Source organism: Caulobacter sp., assembly GCF_049283275.1.
In the GTDB taxonomy this organism is placed as follows: domain Bacteria; phylum Pseudomonadota; class Alphaproteobacteria; order Caulobacterales; family Caulobacteraceae; genus Caulobacter.
Window position 1 is genome coordinate 1 of record NZ_JBAPVS010000335.1, and the last position, 21,509, is coordinate 21,509.

Here is a 21,509-nt window from a genome sequence, read left to right on the forward strand (position 1 = left end):
CCTCGGCGCTGGAGCAGAGCGCAGCGCCGACCGTCAGAGCCCACAGGGCGGAGGCGGCGTCGCGGCCGGCGTCGGCGGCGGCGGAAAGGCCCTGGATCAGCAGCCAGTCACCGATTCCAGCCAGGCCGATCTCGGCCGGGCGATCTCCGCGCTCGATTTCCAGCGCCGTAGTCCACAGACCGACCACCTGGTTGAAGCCGCCGGTGTCGAAGGTTTCGTCGTCCTGAAATGTGGTGACATCGATGGCGGCGCGGATCGGCGCGCCCCGCACCAAAGCCTCGGCGTCCTCGGGCGACAGAGCCAGGATCAGGGCGCTGCTCTCCCAACCGACCTGGGCGGCGAAGCTGGCGGCTTCATCGACCGCCGCCACGCCTTGGCGGGAGGCCAAGGCGACGACCGAGGCGGGCGCGCTGGCGTCCGGCTCGATCAGGCCCGTGCGTTGAGCGTCAGCCAAGGTGATCGCGTCGAGGATCATGCGATCGTCCGCGCCCAGCTCGCGGGCCCGACGAGCGGCACGGCCGAGCGCGCTGTTCTTGGACGGATCGGCGCAAGCCTTGGCGTCGCCGTGGCAGCGTTGAACGGCGTCGCTGACCTGGGCCAGGGCCGCGTCGAGCCGGGCGGCGGCCTTGACGGCCAGCCGCGCCGACCGCCAGTGGGCCAGATGTCCCTCGGCGGCCCGCTTGAACTCGATCTGGCCAATATCGGGCAGACGCCTTGGCGCGACCGGCGCGCCGACAGGCGAGGCGACGCCGTTCAGCATGGTGGCGAGCAGGGCGTCGCGGAAGGCGTCGGCGTCCGCGGCGTCCCCGAACAAGCCATCCGAAAGGCCGGCCTTGGCCAGGCGTTCGGCGTAGCGGGCAGGACCGCCGCCCAGCGGAGCCGCGGAGTCGAATAGGCCGTCGTTCTGATCCTGGATGGCCCAATCCAGCCAAGCCTCGACGCGGGCGTCGGTCCAGCCTTCAGGCGCCAACACCTCGATGACGGCGTCCGCGCGTTCGATCTCACGCAATTCAATGCGGGGAGCGGAGGCAGGGTGTCGGGACTGAATGCGCATGGGCGATTCCGCGGCCTGGGCGCCAAGGTGCGCCAAGAATTAGCCATCCTAGATCGCGGAACGGCGGCCTTCAATAGATGTGGGGTGCTGCGAGCATCCGATCCACAACATGTTGAAGCTGCAACGTCACGCCCGATGCTGGACGCTGGAGGGCCGCCGACCTATAGTCCGGCCGCTTCGCAACGCCTCGGCGTTGCCTGAAACCCTCCCGGACCTGGGACCTTTGCGAGATTGGTGCTTACGCGGTGCTGAAAGCGATCTTCACGTGGTGGAACGGCGCGACTATCGGTCAACGCTTCCACATTAGCCGTCGCGGCGTGTTCGTGGGCCAAGACGACTACGGCAACCGCTATTTCGAGGCGCGCGACAACAGCGACAGCTATGGCGACCACAAACGTCGCTGGGTGATCTACGACGGTTACGCCGAAGCCTCCAAGGTTCCGCCCGAATGGAGCGGCTGGCTGCACTACACCTTCGACGAGCCGCCGACCACGGCGCCGTTGAAACGTCGCGCCTGGGAAAAGGATCACCATCCCAACCTGACGGGCACGATCCACGCATGGCGCCCCAAGGGTTCGCTGGCCCGCGGCGGCGAGCGCGCAGTCGCCACCAGCGATTACAAGCCCTGGTCGCCTGAATAGAATGACGATGCGGCGGTCCTTCACGGGCGTGGCGATGCTGGCCTTGGCGGGTTCGCTCGTCGGCGGCGCCGCCTTGGCGCTGCAGAACGCACCGCAGCAAACCCCGTCCACCCAGTCGCCGACGACTCCCGCGCCGATCACTGCGCCGCAGCCGTCCCGACCCGTGTCGGGGCCGCGCCCCGCGGCGCCTGTGATCGCACCCCAATCCGCGCCCCTACAGTCGAGCGGGGCTCCGGCGACCGCTCCTGCCTCCACGACGACGGTTGCGCCCTCCAAGCCCACACCGGCCGCCAAACCCGTGGCGACCGAGCCAGAAAAGCCGGCGGAGCCGGTCAAGCGCGCGCGCTCGTCAATCGCCATTCTCCAGGCCTTGGACAAGGTGACGACCGAAACCATGCGGTTCGAGGCGCCGGTCGGTCAGCCAATCCGGTACAAGACCCTGTTGTTCACGGTGCGCGCTTGCGAGACGACCACGCCTGACGAGGACGCCCCGGACTCCGTGGCCTATGTCACGGTCGACACCCAGCCCAAGGCTCTGCCTGGCCGCGTGGCGCCGCCTGGCCGTCAGATCTACAAAGGCTGGATGTACGCCAATTCGCCGGGCCTGAACCCGCTGCAGCACCCGGTCTATGACGCCTGGCTGATCGCCTGCAAGACCTCGGCGCCTGTAGCTCCGGCCGCCAGCCGATAGAAGTCGGCCTGGGCCGTCCAGGCCCGGCCCAGGCGGCGTCGGTAGTCGGCGCGCGTGATTTCGACCGTTCCGAACTGTTCGAGATGCTCGGTGATGAACTGGGTGTCGAGCAAGCGATAGTCACCCGCGATCAACCGGCCGACCAGATGGACCAACGCCACCTTGCTGGCGTCCCGGCGGGTCGAAAACATGCTCTCGCCGAAGAAACAGCCGCCGACCGCCACGCCATACAGACCGCCGACCAGTTCCTCACCCTCCCAGCACTCGACGCTATGGGCCAGGCCGCGCGCGAACAATTGGCCGTAGAGTCTTTGGATCGGCGTATTGATCCAGGTCTCCAACCTCCCGGGTCGCGCGGTCGCGCAGGCTTCGACCACGGCGTCGAAGGCGCTGTCGATGCGGATTTCGAACGGCTCGGCCCGAACGGTGCGGGCCAACCGACGTGGGATGTGCACGCCGTCCAGCGGCAGCACCCCCCGGCGTTCTGGGTCGATCAGGAAGATGCTCTCGTCCTGGCGGGCGTCAGCCATGGGAAAGACACCGCGCTCGTAGCAGGCGATGAGATCATCGACCGTGAAGGCGTCGTCATCCATGGCTGGCCGTAAACCCCAGGCAAGCGTGATCCCGAAGCGTCGTCATCCCTTCGAACAAGTCGGGGGATGACGACGCTTTTAAGGTCAGCCCTGCGCCTTGATCCAGCGCTCCAGCCAGTGGATGTCGTAATCGCCGGCCAGAATGTCGGGCTGGACCAGCAGATCCTGGAACAGCGGGATCGTGGTCTCGATGCCGCCGACGACCATTTCGCCCAAGCAACGACGAAGGCGCGCGATGCATTCCTCGCGGTCGCGGCCATGGACGATCAGCTTGCCGATCAGGCTGTCGTAATACGGCGGGATCGCATAGCCGGTGTAGATCGCCGAATCCAACCGCACGCCCAAACCGCCAGGGGCGTGGAAGTCGGTGATGGTGCCGGGCGACGGGGTGAAGGTTCGAGCATTCTCGGCGTTGATCCGGCACTCGATGGCGTGGCCTTCGAACACCACGTCGTCCTGGGTGAACGACAGCGGCAGGCCAGCGGCGATTCGGATCTGCTCGCGCACCAGGTCGATGCCGGTGATGGCCTCGGTGACCGGGTGCTCGACCTGCAGGCGGGTGTTCATCTCGATGAAGAAGAACTCGCCGTTCTCCCACAGGAACTCGATGGTGCCGACGCCGAGATAGCCGATGGCCTTGACCGCATCGACGACGATCTTACCGATCTTGGCGCGGTCGGCCGCGCCCAGGGCGGGCGAGGGGGCCTCTTCCAGAACCTTCTGGTGGCGGCGCTGCAGCGAGCAGTCGCGCTCACCCAGGTGCACCACGTTGCCGTGGCTGTCGGCGATCACCTGGATCTCGATATGGCGCGGCTTCTGGAGATAACGCTCCATGTAGACAGTATCGTCGCCGAAAGCCGCGCGGGCTTCCGAACGGGCGGTCGAAACCGCCTCGGCCAGGTCCTCGCGGGTCTGAGCGACCTTCATACCGCGACCGCCGCCGCCGGAAGCGGCCTTGATCAGCACCGGGAAGCCGATCACCTCGGCCGCCGCGAAGGCCTCTTCCTCGGTGGCCACGCCGCCGTCCGAACCAGGAACCACGGGAATGCCCGCGTCCTTGACGGCCTGCTTGGCGGTGATCTTGTCCCCCATCATCCGGATATGTTCCGGCTTGGGGCCGATGAAGGTGTAGCCGTGCGCGCCGACGATCTCGGCGAAGCGGGCGTTCTCCGACAGGAAGCCGTAGCCGGGGTGGATCGCCTGGGCTCCGGTGATCTCGGCGGCCGCGATGATCGACGGGATGTTCAGGTAGCTCTTGGCGGCTGAAGCCGGGCCGATGCAGACGCTCTCGTCAGCCAGCCGCACCCACATGGAATTGGCGTCGGCCTCGGAGTGGACCGCCACGGTGGCGATGCCCATTTCCTTGCAGGCGCGGTGAACCCGAAGCGCGATCTCGCCTCGGTTGGCGATGAGGATCTTGTCAAACATGCCGATTACTCGACGATGACGAGCGGCTCGCCGAATTCGACGGGCTGGGCGTCTGCCACCAGGATCTCGATGATCTTACCGGCCTTGGGAGCCGAGATCGGGTTCATGGTCTTCATGGCTTCGACGATCAGCAGGGTCTGGCCGGCGCTCACGGTGTCGCCCACCTTGATGAAGGCGTCCGCGCCCGGCTGGGGCGACAGATAGACGGTACCGACCATCGGCGACTTCACGGCTTCACCGGCGTGGGCAACTGGCGCGGGGGGCGCGGCTTCGGCGGCGGGCGCCGCGGCGGCGGGAGCGGACGCATAGACTGGTGCGGCGGCTGGAGCTTGAACGTAGGTGGCTTGGGCGGCGACGGTCAGTTCGCGCGCGACCCGGATCTTCAGACCTGCGTGCTCAACTTCGATCTCCGACAGGCCTGTGTCCTTCAGGATGTCGGCCAGTTTGCGGACCAGGCGGGCGTCGATCGACGGAGTCTCGACCGGATCGGCGGGGGCCTTGGGATTGGACATGGAAGCTTACCTTGCTGTCTTCTGGAAGCCGGGGTCGCCGGCTAATTCGCGCCGATCAGGCCGGCAGCGGCCTCGATCGCCAGTTCATAGCTCGCAGCACCGAAGCCGGAGACGATTCCGGTCGCCGCGAGCGAAACGAAGGTGTGGCGGCGGAAATCTTCGCGCGCCGCCGGGTTGGACAGGTGACACTCGATGACCGGGATATTCAAGGTCTTCAGGGCGTCGAGGAGAGCGATCGACGTATGGCCATAGCCTGCCGGGTTAATCACCAACGCGCAGGCCTCCGTCCGGGCCTCTTGGACCCAGTCGATCAGCACGCCTTCGTGATTGCTCTGCCGGAAGACAACGGAAAGGCCCCGAACGGCCGCACGCGCCTCGCAGCGCGTACGGACATCGTCGAGCGTGTCCTTACCGTAGATCTCGGGCTCCCGCGCTCCCAACAGGTTGAGGTTGGGTCCGCTCAGCACATGGATCGGTTTTACCATTCGGCTCCGCCGTCGATTCCGGGAGGTCTTGTATAGCCGGTTCCCTCACGTCACAAGCAGGGCTCGCTTCGGAGGTGATATGAAGCTTCTCTTGAATGGCGAGGAACGGGATTTCGCCGGTATCCTCAGCATCGCGGATCTGGTGTCAGCCTTGGGCCTGGACGCCCGCAAGGTGGCGGTCGAGCGCAATCTGGAGATCGCGCCACGTTCGACCTATGCCGACACCCCTCTGGCCGACGGCGACCGAATCGAGATCGTCACTTTCATCGGTGGCGGCTAGGTCTGCGCGTTTGAAACCGTGGTCGCGGAGGCGTAAACCGACCCCATGAACGCGCACGTCTCTCCCGAATCCGTCACGTCCTCGGACGACACCTGGACCGTTGCCGGCCGCACCTTCCGCTCGCGGCTTATCGTCGGCACGGGCAAGTACAAGGATTACGCCACCAACGCCGCCGCGGCGAAGGCGGCGGGCGCCGAGATCGTCACCGTGGCCGTGCGCCGCGTGAATCTGACCGACCCGACCCAGCCGCTGCTGGTCGACTATGTCAAACCCACCGAATTCACCTTCCTACCAAACACGGCGGGCTGCTTCACCGGGGAGGACGCCGTGCGGACCCTGCGCTTGGCTCGCGAGGCCGGCGGCTGGGATCTGGTGAAGCTGGAAGTGCTGTCCGATCCCAAGACCCTCTACCCCGACATGGAAGAGACCCTGCGCTCGCTGAAGCTGCTGGTCGCCGAGGGCTTCCAGGTGATGGTGTATTGCTCGGACGACCCAGTCTATTGCCGCAAGCTAGAAGAGGCCGGCGCGGTGGCGATCATGCCGCTGGGTGCGCCGATCGGTTCGGGCCTGGGCATCCAGAACCGCGTCAACCTGCGGATCATCATCGAGAACGCCAAGGTGCCGGTCCTGGTCGACGCCGGCGTGGGGACCGCTTCGGATGCGGCGATCGGCATGGAGCTCGGCTGCGACGCCATCCTGATGAACACCGCCATCGCTGAGGCTAAGGACCCGATCCGCATGGCCCGGGCGATGAAGCACGCGGTGATCGCCGGCCGGGAAGCCTATCTGGCGGGGCGGATGCAAAAACGGCTCTACGCCGATCCCAGCTCGCCGCTGGCGGGCCTGATCTAGGCCGAGCGCCTAGACCTTCTTGGCCTTCGCCGCCCGGGCTTGGTCTATCGCCAGGTTCAGGGCGTGCATGTCGGCGCCGGGGATCATCTGATCGCCGACGAAGAAGGCTGGGGTGCCCTCGATCGCCAGGGCCTGGGCCAGGGCGTGGGTGTCTGCCAGATGCTGGGTCGTGGCCTCCGCCTCTCCGGCGGCGCGGGCCTTGGCCATGTCGATGCCCAGGCCCTGGGCGATGCGCATGACGGCGGCCGCGTCGAGGCTTTTCTCGGCCATCAGACGCTTGTGCAGCTCGATCGTCTTGCCCTGATCCTTGGCGCCCAGGACCATGCGCGCCGCGACCTCGGATTCATGGCCGAAGATCACGAAATCCTTGAACACGAAGCGTACGTCCGGATTCTTCTGGATCAGCTCGACGATCTGCGGCGCGGCCACCTTGCAGTAGCCGCAGCGGTAGTCGAAGAACTCGACAACGGTGATCGAGCCGTTCGGATTGGCCACGAAGTCGCGCGGGTCACGTTCCAACGCCTGGCGATATTTGTTCATCGCGCCCTTGGCGGTCTTGGCCTGTTCGACCGCCTGCTTTTCCTGGAGCTTGGTGCTCATCTCGACCAGCACTTCAGGGTGCTCGATCAGATAGGCGTGCACCTTTTCGCCGAACGCCTTGTCGGCGTTGGCAGGTCCGCAACCGATCAGCGAGAGGGCGGCGATGGACGCGGCGGCGAACGCCATCGAGCGGAAAGTCAGGGGCATGGAGATCTCTGGAAAGGGGCGGCCTAGCGGCGCAGGCCCGAAGTGACGGCGCCTTCCTTGGCCAGGTCCTTGAGATCCTGGTTGGAAGGATTGGAAGTCAGGACGATGTCGGTGGCGCGACGCCATTCGACACTGTCCTTCTTGAGCAGTTCGCGGGCCCGCATGGCGAAGACCCGAGCTTCCTGGGTCGCGCCCATGTTGAAGTACTGCTCGGCGGTGGCCAGACGCGCCTGACCGTCTTCGCCGCGCTTGTCATAGGCCTGCGCCAACAGGCGCCAGGCGACGGAGTTGTCGCTTTCGTCGAGCAGCGAGCGCTTCAGTTCGCTGATGCCTTCCTCGACCTTCTTGGGATCGTCCAGGCCGATCAGGGTCTGGCCTAGGTTCACGCGCAACAGGGCGGCGCCGGGTTTCAGCGCAACCGACCGGCGTTGAGGTTCTTCGGCTTCCTTGACGCGGTTGAACTCGAACAGGATCTGCCCCTTGAGCTCCCAGAGATAGGGATTGTCCGGGTTCTCGGTGATCAGACCGTCGAGGATCTTCAGAGCCCGGTCGGGCTCCTTCATTTGATAATAGGCGATGGCTCGAGCGTAGCGGGCCGGGAAGGCCCGGTCGTTCTCCCGGTATTTCACGATCGCCACGCCGGGATTGAGGAACCCCTCCAGCTTGGCCTTCATGATCTCATGCTCAGCCAGGGACGCGGGATCATCGACGGCGTTGTAGTGCGGCAGTTTCTCGACCCGGTTGCGCAGGGCGTCAATCCGGTCGCCCGAAAGGGGGTGGCTGCGGAAATAGGCGAAGCGCCGCGACTGGTCGAAGACCTCCTGATAGCGGAAGTTATCGAAAAACTCGACGAGACCGCGGCCCGACTGGCCGGTGGCCTCCAGAAAGCCGGCGCCGGCCTGATCGGCGCGGGATTCCTGATCGCGGCTGTAGCCCAGGGCGCCGAGCTGGCCAAAATAGCTGGCGTTGCCAAGCAGAACCGCGCCGGCGTCCGGAGCCCCGGCCAGGGCCGCCAGGACGCCCAGACCCATGGTCAGAATCATCGGCTTGAGGCCGGCGCGCATCATTTCGCCCGAACGCAACGGGTGGGCGCCGGCAAGGTGTCCGGTTTCGTGGGCGATGACGCCCTTCAGCTGATTAGGCGTCTCGGTCTGCAGGATGAGACCGGTATTGAGGCCCATCATCAGGCCTTGGGTGGCGAAGGCGTTCAGTTCCTTGTCGCCCACCAGCAGGATGCGGACGGTCTTCGGATCCAGCCCCGCCGCCGCGTAGATCGGGTCGGCGTCGCGATGCAGGATTTCCTCGATCTCGGTGTCGCGGATCAGCGAGGGTCCATCTTGTGCATGGGCCGGGGCGCCGGGAGCGAGGATGGCCGTCAGCAAGGCCAGCGCCGACAGCGCCGACCCCGTCTTCCTGGACAATCTTTCTGAAGCCGCCCTTATCCGGGAGGTCATCGAACTCTCCTGATCGCGCCCCCGCGCTCAAGCCGGCAGTCTAACGCGGTTCTCGACGACCTGGGAACATCCGTCGAACGAGCCTCTCGCGGATATAGGCGTGATCCCCGACGGGACCAGGGGTCCCGTCGGGGATTTCAGGCGTCCTAGCCTCGACGCCACCAGCCGCGCTTGGGCTTTTCGGGCGGCGTCAGAATCTCGGCCGGGTCGGGCTCGACGGCGGCGAGTACAGGTTCAGCCACGGCGATCGCGACGGGCTCCGGTACGGCGGCGGGTTTGCGCGCAGCCTTGACCGCGACCGGAGCGGCGACCTCGACATCGGCCGCGACCAGCGGCGCGTCCACGACCGTCTCGATGACGGGAGTTTCCACGGTGGCCTCGGCCGAAACCTCGCCGTCGGTGGCCTTGCGTCCGCGGCTACGAGGGCGTCGGGCCTTCTTGGGGGCTTCATCCTGGGGCGGCAGTTCGACCCAGATGTCGGCCGGCGGGCCTTCGATCACGGGCGGAGCCAGCGGTACGGCCTCTAGCTCGGCGACATCGACGCGCAGGGCGGGCCCACGTTCGGCGCGCGGCGCATCGGACGTCTCGGTCCGCTCGCCGCGACCGCGTCCACGACGACCGCTGCGTTCGGCGCGTTCAGGGCGTTCAGCGCGTTCCGCCACAGGCGCCTCGACACGTTCCGGGCGTTCGGCGCGCTCGGGACGAGCGCCACGACCGTCGAGTTCCGCGGGATCGTGCCAGACGAAGGCCGTCTCGCCGAACGGCACACGCGGACGGGTCCAGGCGAAGGCGTCGGCCGGACGATCGCCGTCCTCGCGACCGCCGCGACGGCCGCCTCGGCGACCGCGACGGCGGCGACGACGACGCGCCTCTTCATCCTCGCCTTCAATGTCGCCTTCAGCGCGATCGGCGCCCTCGGCGCCTTCGGAGTCATCCTCGTCCTCGTCACCGGCCGCTTCAGCCGGGGCCTCGTCACGGTCATCGCGACGACCGCCGCGACGGCGACGCTTGCGGCCCCGACGGCCGGCCTCGTCTTCGGAGGTTTCGGTGCGAGCAGGACGGGCGACGCGGGGCGCTTCCTCGTCTTCGTTCTCGTCTTCGGAGACGATCTCTTCGTCGTCCTCGTCCTCTTCGTCCTCAAACGCCTCGTCGTCATAGACGGGGTCGGGCTCGATCGGGGCGAAGATTTGCGGGGCAGGGCGCTCGCCCAGCTCCGTACGGTCGATGTCGTGCTCGGCCTGATGCAGGCTGTCATCGACTAGGACCGTGACGAACAGGGCGTGGGTCTGTTGCAGGCGCAGCAGATAGGCGCGCTTTTCGTTGAGGATGTAGATGCCGACCGGGCGGCTGACCTTCAGGGTGACGGCGCCGCCGCCCTTCAGGGCCTCGACCTCGACCGCGCGCAGGGCCGCCAGGGCGCTGGACTCCACCGAGCGCACGCGGCCGGTGCCGTCGCAATGTTCGCAGACGTGTGTGGTGCCTTCCAGCACGCCGGTGCGGCGGCGCTGGCGGCTGATCTCCATCAGGCCGAAGCCGCTGATCTTGCCCATCTGGATACGGGCGCGATCGTCCTTCAGGGCGTCCTTGAGGACCTTCTCGACGGTGCGGTTGTTCTTGCCCTCATCCATGTCGATGAAGTCGATGACGATCAGGCCGGCCAGGTCGCGCAGGCGCAGCTGGCGGGCGGCTTCCTCGGCGGCTTCGACGTTGGTCTTGAGCGCGGTCGCCTCGATGTTGCGCTCGCGCGTGGCCTTGCCCGAGTTGACGTCGATGGCCACCAGGGCCTCGGTCTGGTTGATCACCAGATAGCCGCCCGAACGCAGGGGCACGACCGGCGAATAGATCTGGGCCAGGTGGTCTTCGATCTTGTGCTTGACGAACAGCGGCGCCGGCTCGCGATACGGGAAGACCTTCTTGGCCTGGCTCGGCATCAGCATGCGCATGAAGTCGCGCGCTTCCTTGTAGCCGGCCTCGCCTTCGACCCAGATGCCCTCCAGGTCCTTGTCGTACATGTCGCGAATGGCGCGCTTTACGAGGTCTTCCTCCTCATAGATCAGCGCTGGGGCGATCGAGTGCAGCGTGTTGTCGCGGATGTTCTCCCACAGACGCAGCAGATACTCGTAGTCGCGCTTGATTTCGGCCTTGGTGCGTTTGGCGCCGGCCGTGCGGACGATCAGACCCATGCCCTGCGGCACGTCCAGACCCTGGACGACGCTCTTGAGGCGCTTGCGGTCCGTGACCGTGGTGATCTTGCGGCTGATGCCGCCGCCGCGGGCGGTGTTGGGCATCAGGACGCCGTAACGGCCGGCCAGCGACAGGTAGGTGGTCAGGGCCGCGCCCTTGTTGCCGCGCTCTTCCTTGACGACCTGAACCAGCATGATCTGCCGGCGGCGGATCACTTCCTGGATCTTGTACTTGCGCATCAGGCGACGCTTGCGGCGCGCCAGCTCTTCCTCGACGGCGTCTTCTTCGTCGTCGACCGCGTCGCCGTCATTGTCCTCGCGGGCGTGGTGCTGGTCGTCCTCGTCGTCGCCGGAATCGTCGCGCATCAGCGCTTCGCGGTCAGCAACCGGGATCTGGTAGTAATCCGGATGGATTTCGTTGAAGGCGAGGAAGCCGTGACGATTGCCGCCGTACTCGATGAACGCAGCCTGAAGGCTGGGCTCAACGCGGGTCACCTTGGCGAGATAGATATTTCCTCGGAGTTGCTTTCGGGTCCGGCTTTCGAAATCGAATTCTTCAACCCGCGTACCATCCACGACCACCACACGCGTCTCTTCGGCGTGGGCGGCGTCGATCAACATCTTCTTCGACATAAAGGGTATCTCCACGGCGCGCGGCGGACGCTAGGTCCGGGCGCCGATATGATTGAAAGGCGCGCACGTCACCGCCCGTCGCACCGCCGAGGCGGTTGCGGAAGGTCGGTCGCCAAAGGCGGTCGGGTGCGGCGCAGCCCATAAGGTTTCTGTGTTCCTTAAACGCGCCGGAGGGCGCGGATCGGATGAAGCATCGACGCCAGAACGGCTTAAGGGTCCGACGCGGGCCCTGCGGGACAATCCAAGCGACAGGCTTCGCGCCTCACGCTGGTAATTGATCCCAAACTCATTTCAGTCCGGCGGCTCCGGCCACGAACGCAAATTGCACTCTGAAGAATGCAAACAGGTCCGTGAGATAGGAACCGCTCACGCCTTCCGCCATGACGATCACGGCGCTCAGCGCGCGGACCATAGTGTAGCAACATCGCGTCGTAAAAGAAAAGCGCTGGACTGAACGCACCTGCGCGGCCATGCCGCGCTTGAGGTTAACGCTTTCTCTACCGAAACATGCGGATATTAGTTTTTGGGTTTAGGTTGAGCGCCTGGGGGCGACGGACGGCATGAGCAGGATTCTGATCTCGGCGGCGAGGACAGGATGGGCGCGGGCGGCGATGATCGTCGGCGGCCTGGCCCTGGCTGGCGTCGCCGTGGCCATGGCCCAAGGCCCCGCGCCGGCCGCCGGTGTCCAGAAGGTCCGGTTCGGCGGCGACCGTAACGAAACGCGTATCGTCATTGATCTTGACCGCGCCGCCACCGGTAAACTGCTGGCCGACGGCGCTGCGGACCGCCGCGTGGTGATCGGTCTGCCCAACGTGACGACGGGCGGCGATTTGCAAGGCTCCGGCCAGGGCCTGGTCGAGCGCTGGTCGATCGACGAGGCGGCCGGCGGCGCGCGTCTGCGTCTCGACCTGAAGGCCAACGCCGAAGTCCGCCGCCGCTTCCTGCTGCCGCCGGGCGACGGCGCTTCGGCCTATCGCTATGTCATCGACCTGAAGTCCACCGACGCGCCGGGCGCAGTTCCGGCCCAGTCGGTGAAGCCGACCCAGATTTCGGCCCCGGTGAAGGCCTCGGCTCTACGCCTGAAGAAGGTCATTGTCATCGACGCCGGCCACGGCGGCAAGGATCCCGGCTCGGCGGGGACCAACACCGCCGAGAAGGACGTCACCCTGGCCGCCGCCAAGGCGCTGAAGGCCAAGTTGGAGAAATCCGGCCGTTATACGGTGGTCATGACCCGTCAGTCGGACACTTTCGTACCGCTTGAGGCTCGCGTGCAGATCGCCCGCCGAGCCGATGCTGATTTGTTCATCTCGCTGCACGCCGATTCGGGGCCCGATGCGACCACCCGCGGCGCCAGCGTCTATACGCTGTCGGACAAGGGCTCCGAGCGCGTGGCGCGGGTGCTTGAAAAGGACGATTGGCTGATGAAGGCCAACCTGCCGGGCCGCGATCGCGCGGTCAGCCAGATCCTGCTCGACCTGTCCCAACGGACCACCAAGAACCGTTCGGCCGCCTTCGCCGAAACCTTGCTGCAGTCGGTGGGCGAGGAAACGACCCTGCTGCGCCGCAGCCACCGCGACGCCGGCTTCATCGTGCTGCTGGCGCCGGACGTACCGGCCGTTCTGCTCGAGATGGGCTTCATCACCAATGTTGATGATGAAGAGCTTCTGCAGACTTCGACTGGACGCGACCGACTGATGGACGCCGTCGCCGGGTCGATCGAGTCCTATTTCAACGCCCAGACCCGTCTGGCCGCCCGCTAGGGCAAAAAGACTTCCGCCTGCGCAGGAGGGCTTCGGCCCGTTAGGGCGGCGAGAGCCGTTGGCGCCTGGCCCGATGCACGCTAGAGGATTCGAACTGAGCGGGCGAAACTGCGTCGCCCGACGGAGGTGGCGTGGATCTGAAGCCCAGAGAACGTTGGATCGCCATCGCCGGCGTTACGGTGCTGTCCGCGATCGCCGTGGCCGGGTTCGCTATCGCCATTTACGCCGCCTGGCTGTTCCATGACATGCCCGACGCCGGCGAACTGCAGGACTACCGGCCCCCGACCGCCACGCGCGTCTATGCCTGGGACGGCACCCTGATCGGCGAATACAGCAAAGAACGCCGGATCTTTGTGCCCTACGATCAGATCCCGCCCCAACTCGCCCAGGCTTTCCTGGCGGCCGAGGACCATAACTTCTTCAAGCACGGCGGCGTCGATGTCGGCGGCTTCTCGCGCGCCATGCTCAACAATGTCGGCAACGCCGCGCGGGGGCGACGCCTGGAGGGCGGTTCGACCATCACCCAGCAGGTGGCCAAGAACGTCCTGCTGACCAGCGACGCCACGGTGGGCCGCAAGTTCAAGGAAGCGATCCTGGCGCAGCGCCTGGAGCAATCGCTGGATAAGCAGCAGATCCTCGAGCTGTACCTGAACGAAATCTGGCTGGGCTATCGCTCGTTCGGCGTTGGAGCGGCCGCCTACAACTATTTCGGCAAGTCGCTGCCCGAGCTGAGCCTGGCCGAATGCGCCTACCTGGCCGCCTTGCCCAAGGGGCCGGACAACTATCATCCGATCCGCAACAAGGCGAAAGCCAAGGCCCGGCGCGACTGGATCCTGGACCAGATGGCCGATCTGGGTTGGGTCAGCCAGGCTGACGCCCGCAAGGCCATCGCCGAAGATCTCGTCGTTCAGCCGGCTCCCAAACGCGCCGCCTATCGCGACGCCGACTATTTCGTCGAGGAAGTGCGCCAGCGCGGCGTCGCCACCCTTGGCCCCCGCCTCAACGAAGGCGGCTACTACATGCGCACCAGCCTGGACCCCAAGCTGCAGACCGCGGCTCGGGTGGCGCTGATGGAAGGTCTTGAGAAATACGACCGCCGCCATGGCTGGCGCGGCGCCTGGGGCCATGTAGAGACCGTGGACGCGGACTGGGAGAAGCAGGCGCTGAAGAAGGCGCCGCCCTCCGAGCGCCGCGGCTGGCGTCCGGCCATCGTCACCTCGGCCTCCGGCGTCGTCCGTCTGGCCAAGGGAGAAGGCGAGGGGGCCATCGCCGGAGAAGACATAGCCTGGGCCAACGCCACCAAGGGGCTGAAGGTCGGCGATCTGGTTTTTGTCGAGAAGTCCAGCAACTCGGCGGGCTATCGCCTGCGCCAGATCCCGATCGTCAACGGCGCCCTTGTGGCGATGGAGCCCCATACCGGCCGCGTCGTGGCTCTAGTCGGCGGTTACAGCTTCTCGCTCTCGAACTTCAACCGCGCCACCCAGGCGATGCGTCAGCCGGGCTCGGCCTTCAAGCCCTTCGTCTACGCAACGGCGCTGGAGAACGGCTACACGCCGGCCAGCGTGGTGGTCGACAGCGCCATCACCCTGAGGGGGGCCAACGGCCAGGACTGGAGCCCGGAGAACTATCACAAGAAGTTCTATGGAGCCCTCCCGCTCCGCAAGGGCCTGGAGCTGTCGATCAACGCCATGACCGTGCGCCTGGCCCAGAGCGTCGGCATGAAGAAGATCATCGAGACCGCCAAGAAGACCGGCGTGACCCGCGACATGAGCCCGGTGCTCGCCATGGCCCTGGGCGCCGGCGAAACCACGCCGTTCAAGCTGACCACGGCCTATACGCCGTTCGTCAACGGCGGCCGCCGCGTCGAGCCGCATCTGATCGAACTGGTGCAGGACCGCGAGGGCAAGGTGATCTTCCGCGCCGACAAGCGCGACTGCGTCCGCTGCAACGCGGGGTTCAACGGCGACGAGAGCCCGCGCATCCCCGCATTGGGCGAGCAGGTCATGGATCCGATCACCGCCTATCAGATCACCTCGATGCTGCAGGGGGTGGTCCAACGCGGCACGGCGGCCCAGGTCAGCTCGCTGGGTTATCCGTTGGCCGGCAAGACCGGCACGACCAATGAATACCGCAGCGCCTGGTTCATGGGCTATTCGCCCAACCTCGTGGTCGGGGTGTTCATCGGCTTCGACGACAACCGCTCGCTCGGCGAGGGCGAAACCGGCGCGACCGGCCCCGTGCCGATCTTCATGGACTTCATGCGCGAGGCGCTGAAGAACCAGCCGAAGACCGAGTTCAAGGTTCCCAAGAACGCCAAGTTCGCCATGGTCCGCGGCATTCGCGAAGCCTTCCGCCCCGGCACCGAACCCAAGGTCGTCGTGCCGACCGAGAGCGTCGGACCGCAGCCTTATGGCGACGCCTGGCCTGGCGGCCAGATCGGACAGCCCCCCGCCCAGCCGCCCACCCAGGCCCCCGACATCAGCGGACTCTACTAATCGTCGACCGATTGTCCCGGAGTCATTGCGCCGACTCCGGGCGCGGGCTACATCCCGCGCCCTTCAACACTGTCACGGAGCAACGTGATGAGACCGGATGTCGAGGCCTCCGCGGCTGACATCGAGCAGTCCGTAGGACTGCTCAGGAGGCGTCTTTGACTGGGATGTCGCCCTTAGAAAGCTCGATGAGCTGAACGCCCGGGTCGAAGACCCGACCCTGTGGGACCGTCCGGCGGAAGCCCAAGCCGTGTCCCGTGAACGCGCCGGCCTGGCCGCTCGCGTCGAGGCCGTGCAGGTCCTGGAAAACGGCCTGAAGGACGCGCTGGAATATGCCGAACTGGCCGACATGGAGGGTGATGACGCCCTGCTGGAGGATGCTCGCGCCCAACTCAAGGACCTGAAGGAACGCGCCGGCCGCGCCGAGCTCGAGGCCTTGCTGTCCGGCGAAGCCGACGGCAACGACTGCTATGTCGAAATCAACTCCGGGGCCGGCGGCACCGAGTCCTGCGACTGGGCGGGCATGCTGCTGCGGATGTACAGCCGCTGGGCCAACGCCCACAAGATGAGCGTCGAGCTGGTCGAAGAAACCTCGGGCGATCAGGTCGGCATCAAGTCGGCGACCCTGCTGGTCAAGGGCCAGAACGCCTATGGCTGGCTGAAAACCGAGGCCGGCGTGCACCGTTTGGTGCGCATCAGCCCCTATGACGCCGCCGCCAAGCGCCACACATCGTTCGCCTCGGCCTGGGTCTATCCCGTGGTCGACGACACCATCGAGATCGACATCAATCCCTCGGACGTGCGGACCGACACCTATCGGGCCTCCGGGGCCGGTGGTCAGCACATCAACAAGACGGACTCGGCCGTGCGCCTGACGCATATCCCGACCGGCATCGCCGTGGCCTGCCAGGCCGGCCGCTCGCAGCACCAGAACCGCGAGGAGGCCTGGAAGATGCTGCGCGCCCGGCTCTACGAGGCCGAGCTGCAGAAGCGGGAAGCCGCCCAACAGGCGCTGGAAGACCAGAAGACCGACATCGGCTGGGGTCACCAGATCCGCAGTTACGTCCTGCAGCCCTACCAGATGGTCAAGGACCTGCGGACCAACGTCGAGACCTCGGACACCCAAGGGGTTCTGGACGGCGATCTGGACGCCTTCATGGGCGCTTCCCTGGCCCAGCGGGTCGGGGCGACGCGGGACGCCACGACCTAGAGCCGGCGCCGTCTCTCGGAAAAGCAAAACGCCCCGGAGCGATCCGGGGCGTTTCTGTTTCCAGCGTCTAGCCGGCCGACTTGGCCTCGAGCAGCGCCGGCGGCGCGGCTTCGGCCTGCGGCGGGGCCGGGGGGCGCTTGAACTTCAGGCTGCGCCCTTGGAAGAAGGCCCCAGTCTCCATCGCCAACTGTTCGTGGGTGATGTCGCCGTCGATGTAGGAGGTGCCGTACAGGCGGACTTGCTTGGCGGTGACTGCGCCGACGATTCGGCCGCGGACCTCGACGACCTCGGCGTAGATCGAGCCCTCGATGTGGCCGGTCTCGCCGACCGTCAGGCGGCCAACGCGAACGTCGCCGCGCACCACGCCGTCGATCTGCAGTTCGCCATCGCCGGTGATGCCGCCTTCAATGGTGATGTCGGGGGAGATCAGCGACGCGACCTTCGGAGGGCCTTTGCGCTGAGCCTCGGGGACGGGAGCGATGGACATGGGCAACGACTCGATGCGAGCCGGCTCCTTGGACGCTTTAGCTTGCTTGCTGAACATACTCACCAGCCTTCAAGAAACGGTTCGGGTTCTGAGCCCGGCCGTTCACCCATACCTCGTAGTGCAAGTGCGGACCAGTCGAACGGCCGGTCGAACCCATGGCCGCGATGCGTTGGCCGATGGCCACGCGCTGACCGACCCGGACCGAGGCGGCCTGCAGGTGGGCGTAGCGGGTCTTGAATCCATTGCCGTGGTCGATCTCGACGACATTGCCATAGCCCGAACGCACGCCGACGAACGAGATCACGCCCGGCGCGGTCGCCATGATCGGCGTGTAGAACGAGCCGGGGAAGTCCAGGCCCGAATGGAAAGCGGGACGATGGGTGAAGGGGTCGAATCGCACGCCGTAGCTGCTGCTCAGCGCCGGATTGCCGGTCGGCCGATAGAAGGGCAGCTTCTGCGACGCCGCGCTAAGCTTGCGCATGTCGGACATGTCGGTGGCCGCGTGCTGGATACGGCTGGCGAAGTCCTCGTCGACATCCAGCACGGCGGCCAGGGCGCGGGGGTCCTTGGCCTCGATCAGCGGACCGCCCAGAGACGAGCCGCCGCGGCCGGTGAACGAGCCGGCGTCCAGGCCCGCCATCCGCATGGCCATGCGCAGGCGCTCGGCGCGGCTCTTGGCGAAGGTTTCGGCGGCGTCGATCAGGCGTTCCTGATCCATCCGCGTGGCTTGGATCCGCTCGACCGGCGAGGCCCCCAGGGTGTGCGGCTTGGAGATCTGCAGGGCCTGAGCGGCGCCGGGCACGCCCTTGAAGTCGCTGACCAGAAGGGCGAGGGCGGCGTGGCGCTTTTCGACCGAGTTGGCCAGTTCGTCCAACGAACCGCTGCTGGCCGACAACTGGGCCACGGCGCTGTTCAGGCGGGCCTGGCGATCGGCGTTGAGGCGCTCGTAATAGGCCTTCTGCTTGATGACCATCTGATCGGTCGAGCTGACCGACAGGGCGTTGACCATCATGGCGGCGGTGCACACGCCCATCCACAAAGCCGCGGCGGCGACGCCGGCGGCGCAGATCAGTTGTTTGCCGGTGGAAAAAACGTAGCCGCGCATCTCTCCGCCGGAGCGCACATAGAGATGGCGCTCAGGGAACAGATCTTCCAGGGATTGTCGCAGTCGCTTGAAGCGCGTGATCGCCATCGCCCTAGGAAACCCCCGTTTTCAAGGTCCCGGCGATATGCAACGAGAAAGCGGAAACGCGCAAGATACTTCGCGCCCAACGCGGACGCAGGACGGCGTTTTGCCTAAACAATTCAATCGGTAAAAGGTTCCGCGACTGATTGCCACTCAGAGTGCGCCAAAGTGTTGCGATAACCGCACGCCTGAGGCCGGAAAGCCACATCTCCGGTCAACGCCCTTCTTTCAAGATTCGGGCCGCCGTCAGCACCGCCTTGATGTGGTTAGGCACCTTCACCTTGCGCCATACATTGCGGACCACGCCCTCGCGATCGATCAGGAAGGTCGAGCGGTCGATGCCCATGTATTTGCGGCCGTACATGCTCTTCTCGACCCAGGCCCCGTAGACCTCGACAATCTCGCCCGTGGTGTCGGCGGCCAGTTCGACGGTCAGGTCGTGCTTCTTGCGGAACTTGGCGTGCGAGGCGGCGCTGTCCTTGGACACCCCGACGATCACCGCGCCCAGTTTGGCGAATTCCTCGACCTCGGACGAGAACTGCAGGGCTTCCGACGTGCAGCCGGCCGTGTCGTCCTTCGGATAGAAGTAGAGCACGACGTTCTTGCCCTTCAGGCCCGCCAAGCTGACGCGGCCAGTGTCGGTGGCCAGGTCGAAATCGGGGGCCTTGTCGCCGGCTTCAAGCATCTGTCTCTCCAACGTCCCAAACAAACCCTTCCCGGACCGCGGCGAAGCGATCCGGGACGACCATGCAGTCTAGACCGGCTTAATCAGCACGATCTTCTTTTTCCCAGCCGCCAGCTTGACGACGCCGTCGGCCAGATCGGCCGAGGTGATCACGCGGTCCGCGCTGGCTTCGGCCTTGTCGTTGACCTTCAGCCCGCCGCCCTGGGCCAGGCGCCGGGCCTCGCCGCGCGAGGCGGCCAAACCGGCGTCGGCGAACAGGGCGGCCAGGACGATCCCGGCCTCCAGATCGGCGGCGGGGACCTCGAAGGTCGGCAGATCGGCCGACAGAGCGCCCTGTTCGAAGGCCTTCTCGGCGGCGTCGCGGGCCTTGCGGGCCTCGTCCTCGCCATGGGCCATGCGGGTGGCCTCGTCGGCCAGCACCTTCTTGGCCTCATTGATCTGGGCGCCCGGCAGGGCCTCCAGCTCGGCGATGCGGTCCCGCGGCAGATCGGTGAACAGCTTCAGGAACCGGCCGACGTCGGCGTCCTCGGTGTTGCGCCAGAACTGCCAGTAGTCGTAAGGGCTCAGCTGCTCGGCGTTCAGCCAGACCGCGCCCGACATGGTCTTGCCCATCTTGGCGCCCGAAGCGGTGGCCAGCAGCGGCGTGGTCAAGCCGAAGGCGGCCTTCTGGTCGACGCGGCGCGTCAGCTCCACGCCGTTGAGGATGTTGCCCCACTGGTCCGAGCCGCCCATCTGAAGCACGCAGCCGTACTTGCGGTTCAGCTCCAGGAAGTCGACCGCCTGCATCAGCATGTAGTTGAATTCGAGGAAGGTCATCGGCTGCTCGCGCTCGAGCCGCAGCTTGACCGAGTCGAAGGCCAGCATCCGGTTGACCGTGAAATGCACGCCGTAGTCGCGCAGGAACTGCACGTAGCCGAACTTGGAAAGCCAGACGTCGTTGTCGACCATGATCGCGTCGGTGGGCCCGTCGCCGAAGGTCAGGAACTTGGCGAAAACCTGCTTGATGCCGGCGATGTTGGCCGCGATGTCGGCGTCGCTCAGCAGCTTGCGGCTCTCGTCCTTGCCGGTGGGGTCGCCGACCTTGGTCGTGCCGCCGCCCATCAGGACGATCGGCTTGTGTCCGGCCTGCTGCAGGCGGCGCAGCATCATGATCTGGATCAGCGAACCGACGTGCAAGCTGGGCGCCGTGGCGTCGAAGCCGATATAGGCCGTGACGATCCCGCCGGCGGCCGCCGCGTCCAGTTCATCCGGATGGGTGATCTGGTGGATGTAGCCGCGCGCCTGCAGGGTCTGGAGGAATTCCGACTTGAAGGACGCGGGGGCGGACATGGTTCGACTCTCTAAATTAGGCGCCTGAAATTCAGACGACTGGGCGTCTAGCACGGCGGGGGTGGTCTGTGGCGAGGGTTTCATCGGCAAAGTCTCCTGGGAATTGATCCGGAGACGGTCGCTGGTGATCCGCGCGTCGCCGGTGAGGGCGGGCGCATCGACGTGATCGGTCGGCCTCCCGCTAGGACAGCGGGCGGTAATAGGCGCGGGTCGTGGGGCGCTTGGCGATCATGGGGTCTAGCTAGCCGGGCCGGGTCATGGCAGTCAACCAGACCATGCGTATCCTGGGATTCATGACCGGCACCTCGCTCGACGCGGTCGACATGGCGGTGCTCGAGACCGACGGCGAAGAGATCCAGGCCTTCGGCCCGGCCGGCGAGCGCAAGCTGCGCGAGGAGACCCGCGACCTGCTGCTGGTCGCCACGGAAGTCGCCCGTGGCTGGCCGCGCGACAAGCCGCCGCCGGAGATCTTCGAAGAAGCCGCCCAGGCGGTGGCCGACGAGCATTTTCACGCCGCCGAGAGCTTCCTGGCCGAGCATGGCCTGGCCTGGTCGGCGTTCGACCTGCTGGGCGTCCACGGCCAGACAGTGCTGCACGAGCGGCCCCATCCGGGCCGGATCGGCCGGACCGTGCAACTGCTCGACGCCGAGCGGCTGGCCAAGGCCTGCGGCCGGCCGGTGGCGTTCGACTTCCGCACCGCCGACGTGGCGGCGGGCGGCGAGGGCGCGCCCCTGGCCCCCATCTACCATCTGGCCCGCATCCAGGCCTCGGGCATCGAGCCGCCCTCGGCGGTGCTCAATCTCGGCG

The 21,509-nt window shown here is 66.3% G+C and carries 20 protein-coding genes and 1 pseudogene; 8 read left to right on the plus strand and 13 right to left on the minus strand.

Features of this window, described 5'->3' with window-relative positions; translation table 11 throughout:
* Window positions 1–1,054: pseudogene (locus tag WAL33_RS18995) on the minus strand (ribonucleotide reductase); the annotation flags it as partial.
* A gap of 245 nt (window positions 1,055–1,299) precedes the next feature.
* Here WAL33_RS18995 and WAL33_RS19000 point away from each other — a divergent pair.
* Together WAL33_RS19000 and WAL33_RS19005 are read left to right on the plus strand one after the other, a co-directional pair.
* Window positions 1,300–1,695, plus strand: coding sequence for an NADH:ubiquinone oxidoreductase subunit NDUFA12 (locus tag WAL33_RS19000; RefSeq protein WP_422183266.1), 396 nt, complete (start codon window positions 1,300–1,302; stop codon window positions 1,693–1,695).
* 7 nt (window positions 1,696–1,702) lie between these two features.
* The gene (locus tag WAL33_RS19005; protein WP_422183268.1) at window positions 1,703–2,386 is read left to right on the plus strand and encodes a DUF2155 domain-containing protein; all 684 of its coding nucleotides are present in this window, start codon (window positions 1,703–1,705) and stop codon (window positions 2,384–2,386) included.
* On the opposite strand, the gene aat is transcribed toward WAL33_RS19005, so the two are convergent.
* The 4 genes from aat to WAL33_RS19025 all read right to left on the minus strand — a co-directional run bounded on the left by aat (window position 2,323) and on the right by WAL33_RS19025 (window position 5,404).
* Window positions 2,323–2,979, minus strand: coding sequence for a leucyl/phenylalanyl-tRNA--protein transferase (aat, locus tag WAL33_RS19010; RefSeq protein ID WP_422183270.1), 657 nt, complete (start codon window positions 2,977–2,979; stop codon window positions 2,323–2,325). The two genes, WAL33_RS19005 and aat, sit on opposite strands and share 64 nt — an antisense overlap.
* A gap of 84 nt (window positions 2,980–3,063) precedes the next feature.
* On the minus strand, window positions 3,064–4,407 hold the full coding sequence (accC, locus tag WAL33_RS19015) for an acetyl-CoA carboxylase biotin carboxylase subunit (protein WP_422183272.1): 1,344 nt from the start codon (window positions 4,405–4,407) through the stop codon (window positions 3,064–3,066).
* 5 nt (window positions 4,408–4,412) lie between these two features.
* Window positions 4,413–4,919 (minus strand): acetyl-CoA carboxylase biotin carboxyl carrier protein, encoded by a 507-nt coding sequence (gene accB / locus WAL33_RS19020; RefSeq protein ID WP_422183274.1) that lies wholly within the window; start codon window positions 4,917–4,919, stop codon window positions 4,413–4,415.
* Between the two features lie 41 nt (window positions 4,920–4,960).
* The gene (locus WAL33_RS19025; RefSeq protein WP_422183275.1) at window positions 4,961–5,404 is read right to left on the minus strand and encodes a type II 3-dehydroquinate dehydratase; all 444 of its coding nucleotides are present in this window, start codon (window positions 5,402–5,404) and stop codon (window positions 4,961–4,963) included.
* A 79-nt stretch (window positions 5,405–5,483) separates the two neighbouring features.
* Here WAL33_RS19025 and thiS point away from each other — a divergent pair, with 79 nt between their 5' ends.
* On the plus strand, window positions 5,484–5,684 hold the full coding sequence (gene thiS / locus WAL33_RS19030) for a sulfur carrier protein ThiS (RefSeq protein WP_422183277.1): 201 nt from the start codon (window positions 5,484–5,486) through the stop codon (window positions 5,682–5,684).
* A 45-nt stretch (window positions 5,685–5,729) separates the two neighbouring features.
* Window positions 5,730–6,536, plus strand: a complete 807-nt coding sequence (locus WAL33_RS19035) for a thiazole synthase (protein WP_422183278.1) — start codon at window positions 5,730–5,732, stop codon at window positions 6,534–6,536.
* Window positions 6,537–6,545: 9 nt separating this feature from the next.
* Here the strand turns inward: WAL33_RS19035 and WAL33_RS19040 are convergent, their stop codons facing one another.
* The 4 genes from WAL33_RS19040 to WAL33_RS19055 form a co-directional block, all read right to left on the minus strand.
* Entirely contained in the window at window positions 6,546–7,283 is a 738-nt protein-coding gene (locus WAL33_RS19040; RefSeq protein ID WP_422183279.1) for a DsbA family protein, read from the minus strand.
* Window positions 7,284–7,306: 23 nt separating this feature from the next.
* Window positions 7,307–8,737, minus strand: coding sequence for a M48 family metalloprotease (locus tag WAL33_RS19045; protein WP_422183280.1), 1,431 nt, complete (start codon window positions 8,735–8,737; stop codon window positions 7,307–7,309).
* A 146-nt stretch (window positions 8,738–8,883) separates the two neighbouring features.
* On the minus strand, window positions 8,884–11,553 hold the full coding sequence (locus tag WAL33_RS19050) for an Rne/Rng family ribonuclease (RefSeq protein WP_422183282.1): 2,670 nt from the start codon (window positions 11,551–11,553) through the stop codon (window positions 8,884–8,886).
* Window positions 11,554–11,839: 286 nt separating this feature from the next.
* Window positions 11,840–12,025: a hypothetical protein gene (locus WAL33_RS19055; RefSeq protein ID WP_422183284.1), complete on the minus strand. Its 186-nt coding sequence runs from the start codon at window positions 12,023–12,025 to the stop codon at window positions 11,840–11,842.
* An 88-nt stretch (window positions 12,026–12,113) separates the two neighbouring features.
* Here WAL33_RS19055 and WAL33_RS19060 point away from each other — a divergent pair, with 88 nt between their 5' ends.
* The 3 genes from WAL33_RS19060 to prfB all read left to right on the plus strand — a co-directional run bounded on the left by WAL33_RS19060 (window position 12,114) and on the right by prfB (window position 17,015).
* On the plus strand, window positions 12,114–13,313 hold the full coding sequence (locus tag WAL33_RS19060; protein WP_422183285.1) for an N-acetylmuramoyl-L-alanine amidase family protein: 1,200 nt from the start codon (window positions 12,114–12,116) through the stop codon (window positions 13,311–13,313).
* 131 nt (window positions 13,314–13,444) lie between these two features.
* A complete protein-coding gene (locus WAL33_RS19065; protein WP_422183286.1) occupies window positions 13,445–15,808 on the plus strand; it encodes a penicillin-binding protein 1A in 2,364 nt (787 codons plus the stop codon).
* 87 nt (window positions 15,809–15,895) lie between these two features.
* Window positions 15,896–17,015, plus strand: a protein-coding gene (gene prfB, locus WAL33_RS19070; protein ID WP_422183287.1) for a peptide chain release factor 2 whose coding sequence is annotated in 2 segments (ribosomal slippage) — window positions 15,896–15,964 and window positions 15,966–17,015 — 1,119 coding nt in all. Because the reading frame shifts where the segments join, the coding sequence is not laid out codon by codon here.
* A gap of 67 nt (window positions 17,016–17,082) precedes the next feature.
* On the opposite strand, the gene WAL33_RS19075 is transcribed toward prfB, so the two are convergent.
* The 4 genes from WAL33_RS19075 to tyrS form a co-directional block, all read right to left on the minus strand.
* Window positions 17,083–17,559, minus strand: coding sequence for a bactofilin family protein (locus WAL33_RS19075; protein WP_422183289.1), 477 nt, complete (start codon window positions 17,557–17,559; stop codon window positions 17,083–17,085).
* Window positions 17,540–18,694, minus strand: a complete 1,155-nt coding sequence (locus tag WAL33_RS19080) for a peptidoglycan DD-metalloendopeptidase family protein (RefSeq protein WP_422183291.1) — start codon at window positions 18,692–18,694, stop codon at window positions 17,540–17,542. Before WAL33_RS19080 ends, WAL33_RS19075 begins: the two co-directional genes overlap by 20 nt.
* Before the next feature lie 208 nt (window positions 18,695–18,902).
* A complete protein-coding gene (locus WAL33_RS19085) occupies window positions 18,903–19,373 on the minus strand; it encodes a peroxiredoxin (RefSeq protein WP_422183293.1) in 471 nt (156 codons plus the stop codon).
* A 69-nt stretch (window positions 19,374–19,442) separates the two neighbouring features.
* Complete coding sequence (gene tyrS / locus WAL33_RS19090; RefSeq protein WP_422183295.1) at window positions 19,443–20,786, minus strand: tyrosine--tRNA ligase; 1,344 nt, start codon at window positions 20,784–20,786, stop codon at window positions 19,443–19,445.
* Window positions 20,787–20,977: 191 nt separating this feature from the next.
* On the opposite strand from tyrS, the gene WAL33_RS19095 reads away from it, so the two are divergent.
* The coding region (locus tag WAL33_RS19095) for an anhydro-N-acetylmuramic acid kinase (protein ID WP_422183297.1) at window positions 20,978–21,509 on the plus strand (532 nt) is incomplete at its 3' end.

Excerpts from the sequence above, each read along its gene's own strand:
- WAL33_RS19050 (WP_422183282.1), bottom strand. The coding sequence starts at position 11,553 with ATGTCGAAGAAGATGTTGATCGACGCCGCCCACGCCGAAGAGACGCGT.
- WAL33_RS19025 (WP_422183275.1), bottom strand. The coding sequence starts at position 5,404 with ATGGTAAAACCGATCCATGTGCTGAGCGGACCCAACCTCAACCTGTTG.
- WAL33_RS19060 (WP_422183285.1), top strand. The coding sequence starts at position 12,114 with ATGAGCAGGATTCTGATCTCGGCGGCGAGGACAGGATGGGCGCGGGCG.
- thiS (WP_422183277.1), top strand. The coding sequence starts at position 5,484 with ATGAAGCTTCTCTTGAATGGCGAGGAACGGGATTTCGCCGGTATCCTC.
- WAL33_RS19045 (WP_422183280.1), bottom strand. The coding sequence starts at position 8,737 with ATGACCTCCCGGATAAGGGCGGCTTCAGAAAGATTGTCCAGGAAGACG.
- WAL33_RS19005 (WP_422183268.1), top strand. The coding sequence starts at position 1,703 with ATGCGGCGGTCCTTCACGGGCGTGGCGATGCTGGCCTTGGCGGGTTCG.
- WAL33_RS19085 (WP_422183293.1), bottom strand. The coding sequence starts at position 19,373 with ATGCTTGAAGCCGGCGACAAGGCCCCCGATTTCGACCTGGCCACCGAC.
- WAL33_RS19080 (WP_422183291.1), bottom strand. The coding sequence starts at position 18,694 with ATGGCGATCACGCGCTTCAAGCGACTGCGACAATCCCTGGAAGATCTG.
- accC (WP_422183272.1), bottom strand. The coding sequence starts at position 4,407 with ATGTTTGACAAGATCCTCATCGCCAACCGAGGCGAGATCGCGCTTCGG.
- WAL33_RS19055 (WP_422183284.1), bottom strand. The coding sequence starts at position 12,025 with ATGGCCGCGCAGGTGCGTTCAGTCCAGCGCTTTTCTTTTACGACGCGA.
- tyrS (WP_422183295.1), bottom strand. The coding sequence starts at position 20,786 with ATGAAACCCTCGCCACAGACCACCCCCGCCGTGCTAGACGCCCAGTCG.
- aat (WP_422183270.1), bottom strand. The coding sequence starts at position 2,979 with ATGGATGACGACGCCTTCACGGTCGATGATCTCATCGCCTGCTACGAG.
- WAL33_RS19075 (WP_422183289.1), bottom strand. The coding sequence starts at position 17,559 with ATGTTCAGCAAGCAAGCTAAAGCGTCCAAGGAGCCGGCTCGCATCGAG.
- accB (WP_422183274.1), bottom strand. The coding sequence starts at position 4,919 with ATGTCCAATCCCAAGGCCCCCGCCGATCCGGTCGAGACTCCGTCGATC.
- WAL33_RS19035 (WP_422183278.1), top strand. The coding sequence starts at position 5,730 with ATGAACGCGCACGTCTCTCCCGAATCCGTCACGTCCTCGGACGACACC.
- WAL33_RS19040 (WP_422183279.1), bottom strand. The coding sequence starts at position 7,283 with ATGCCCCTGACTTTCCGCTCGATGGCGTTCGCCGCCGCGTCCATCGCC.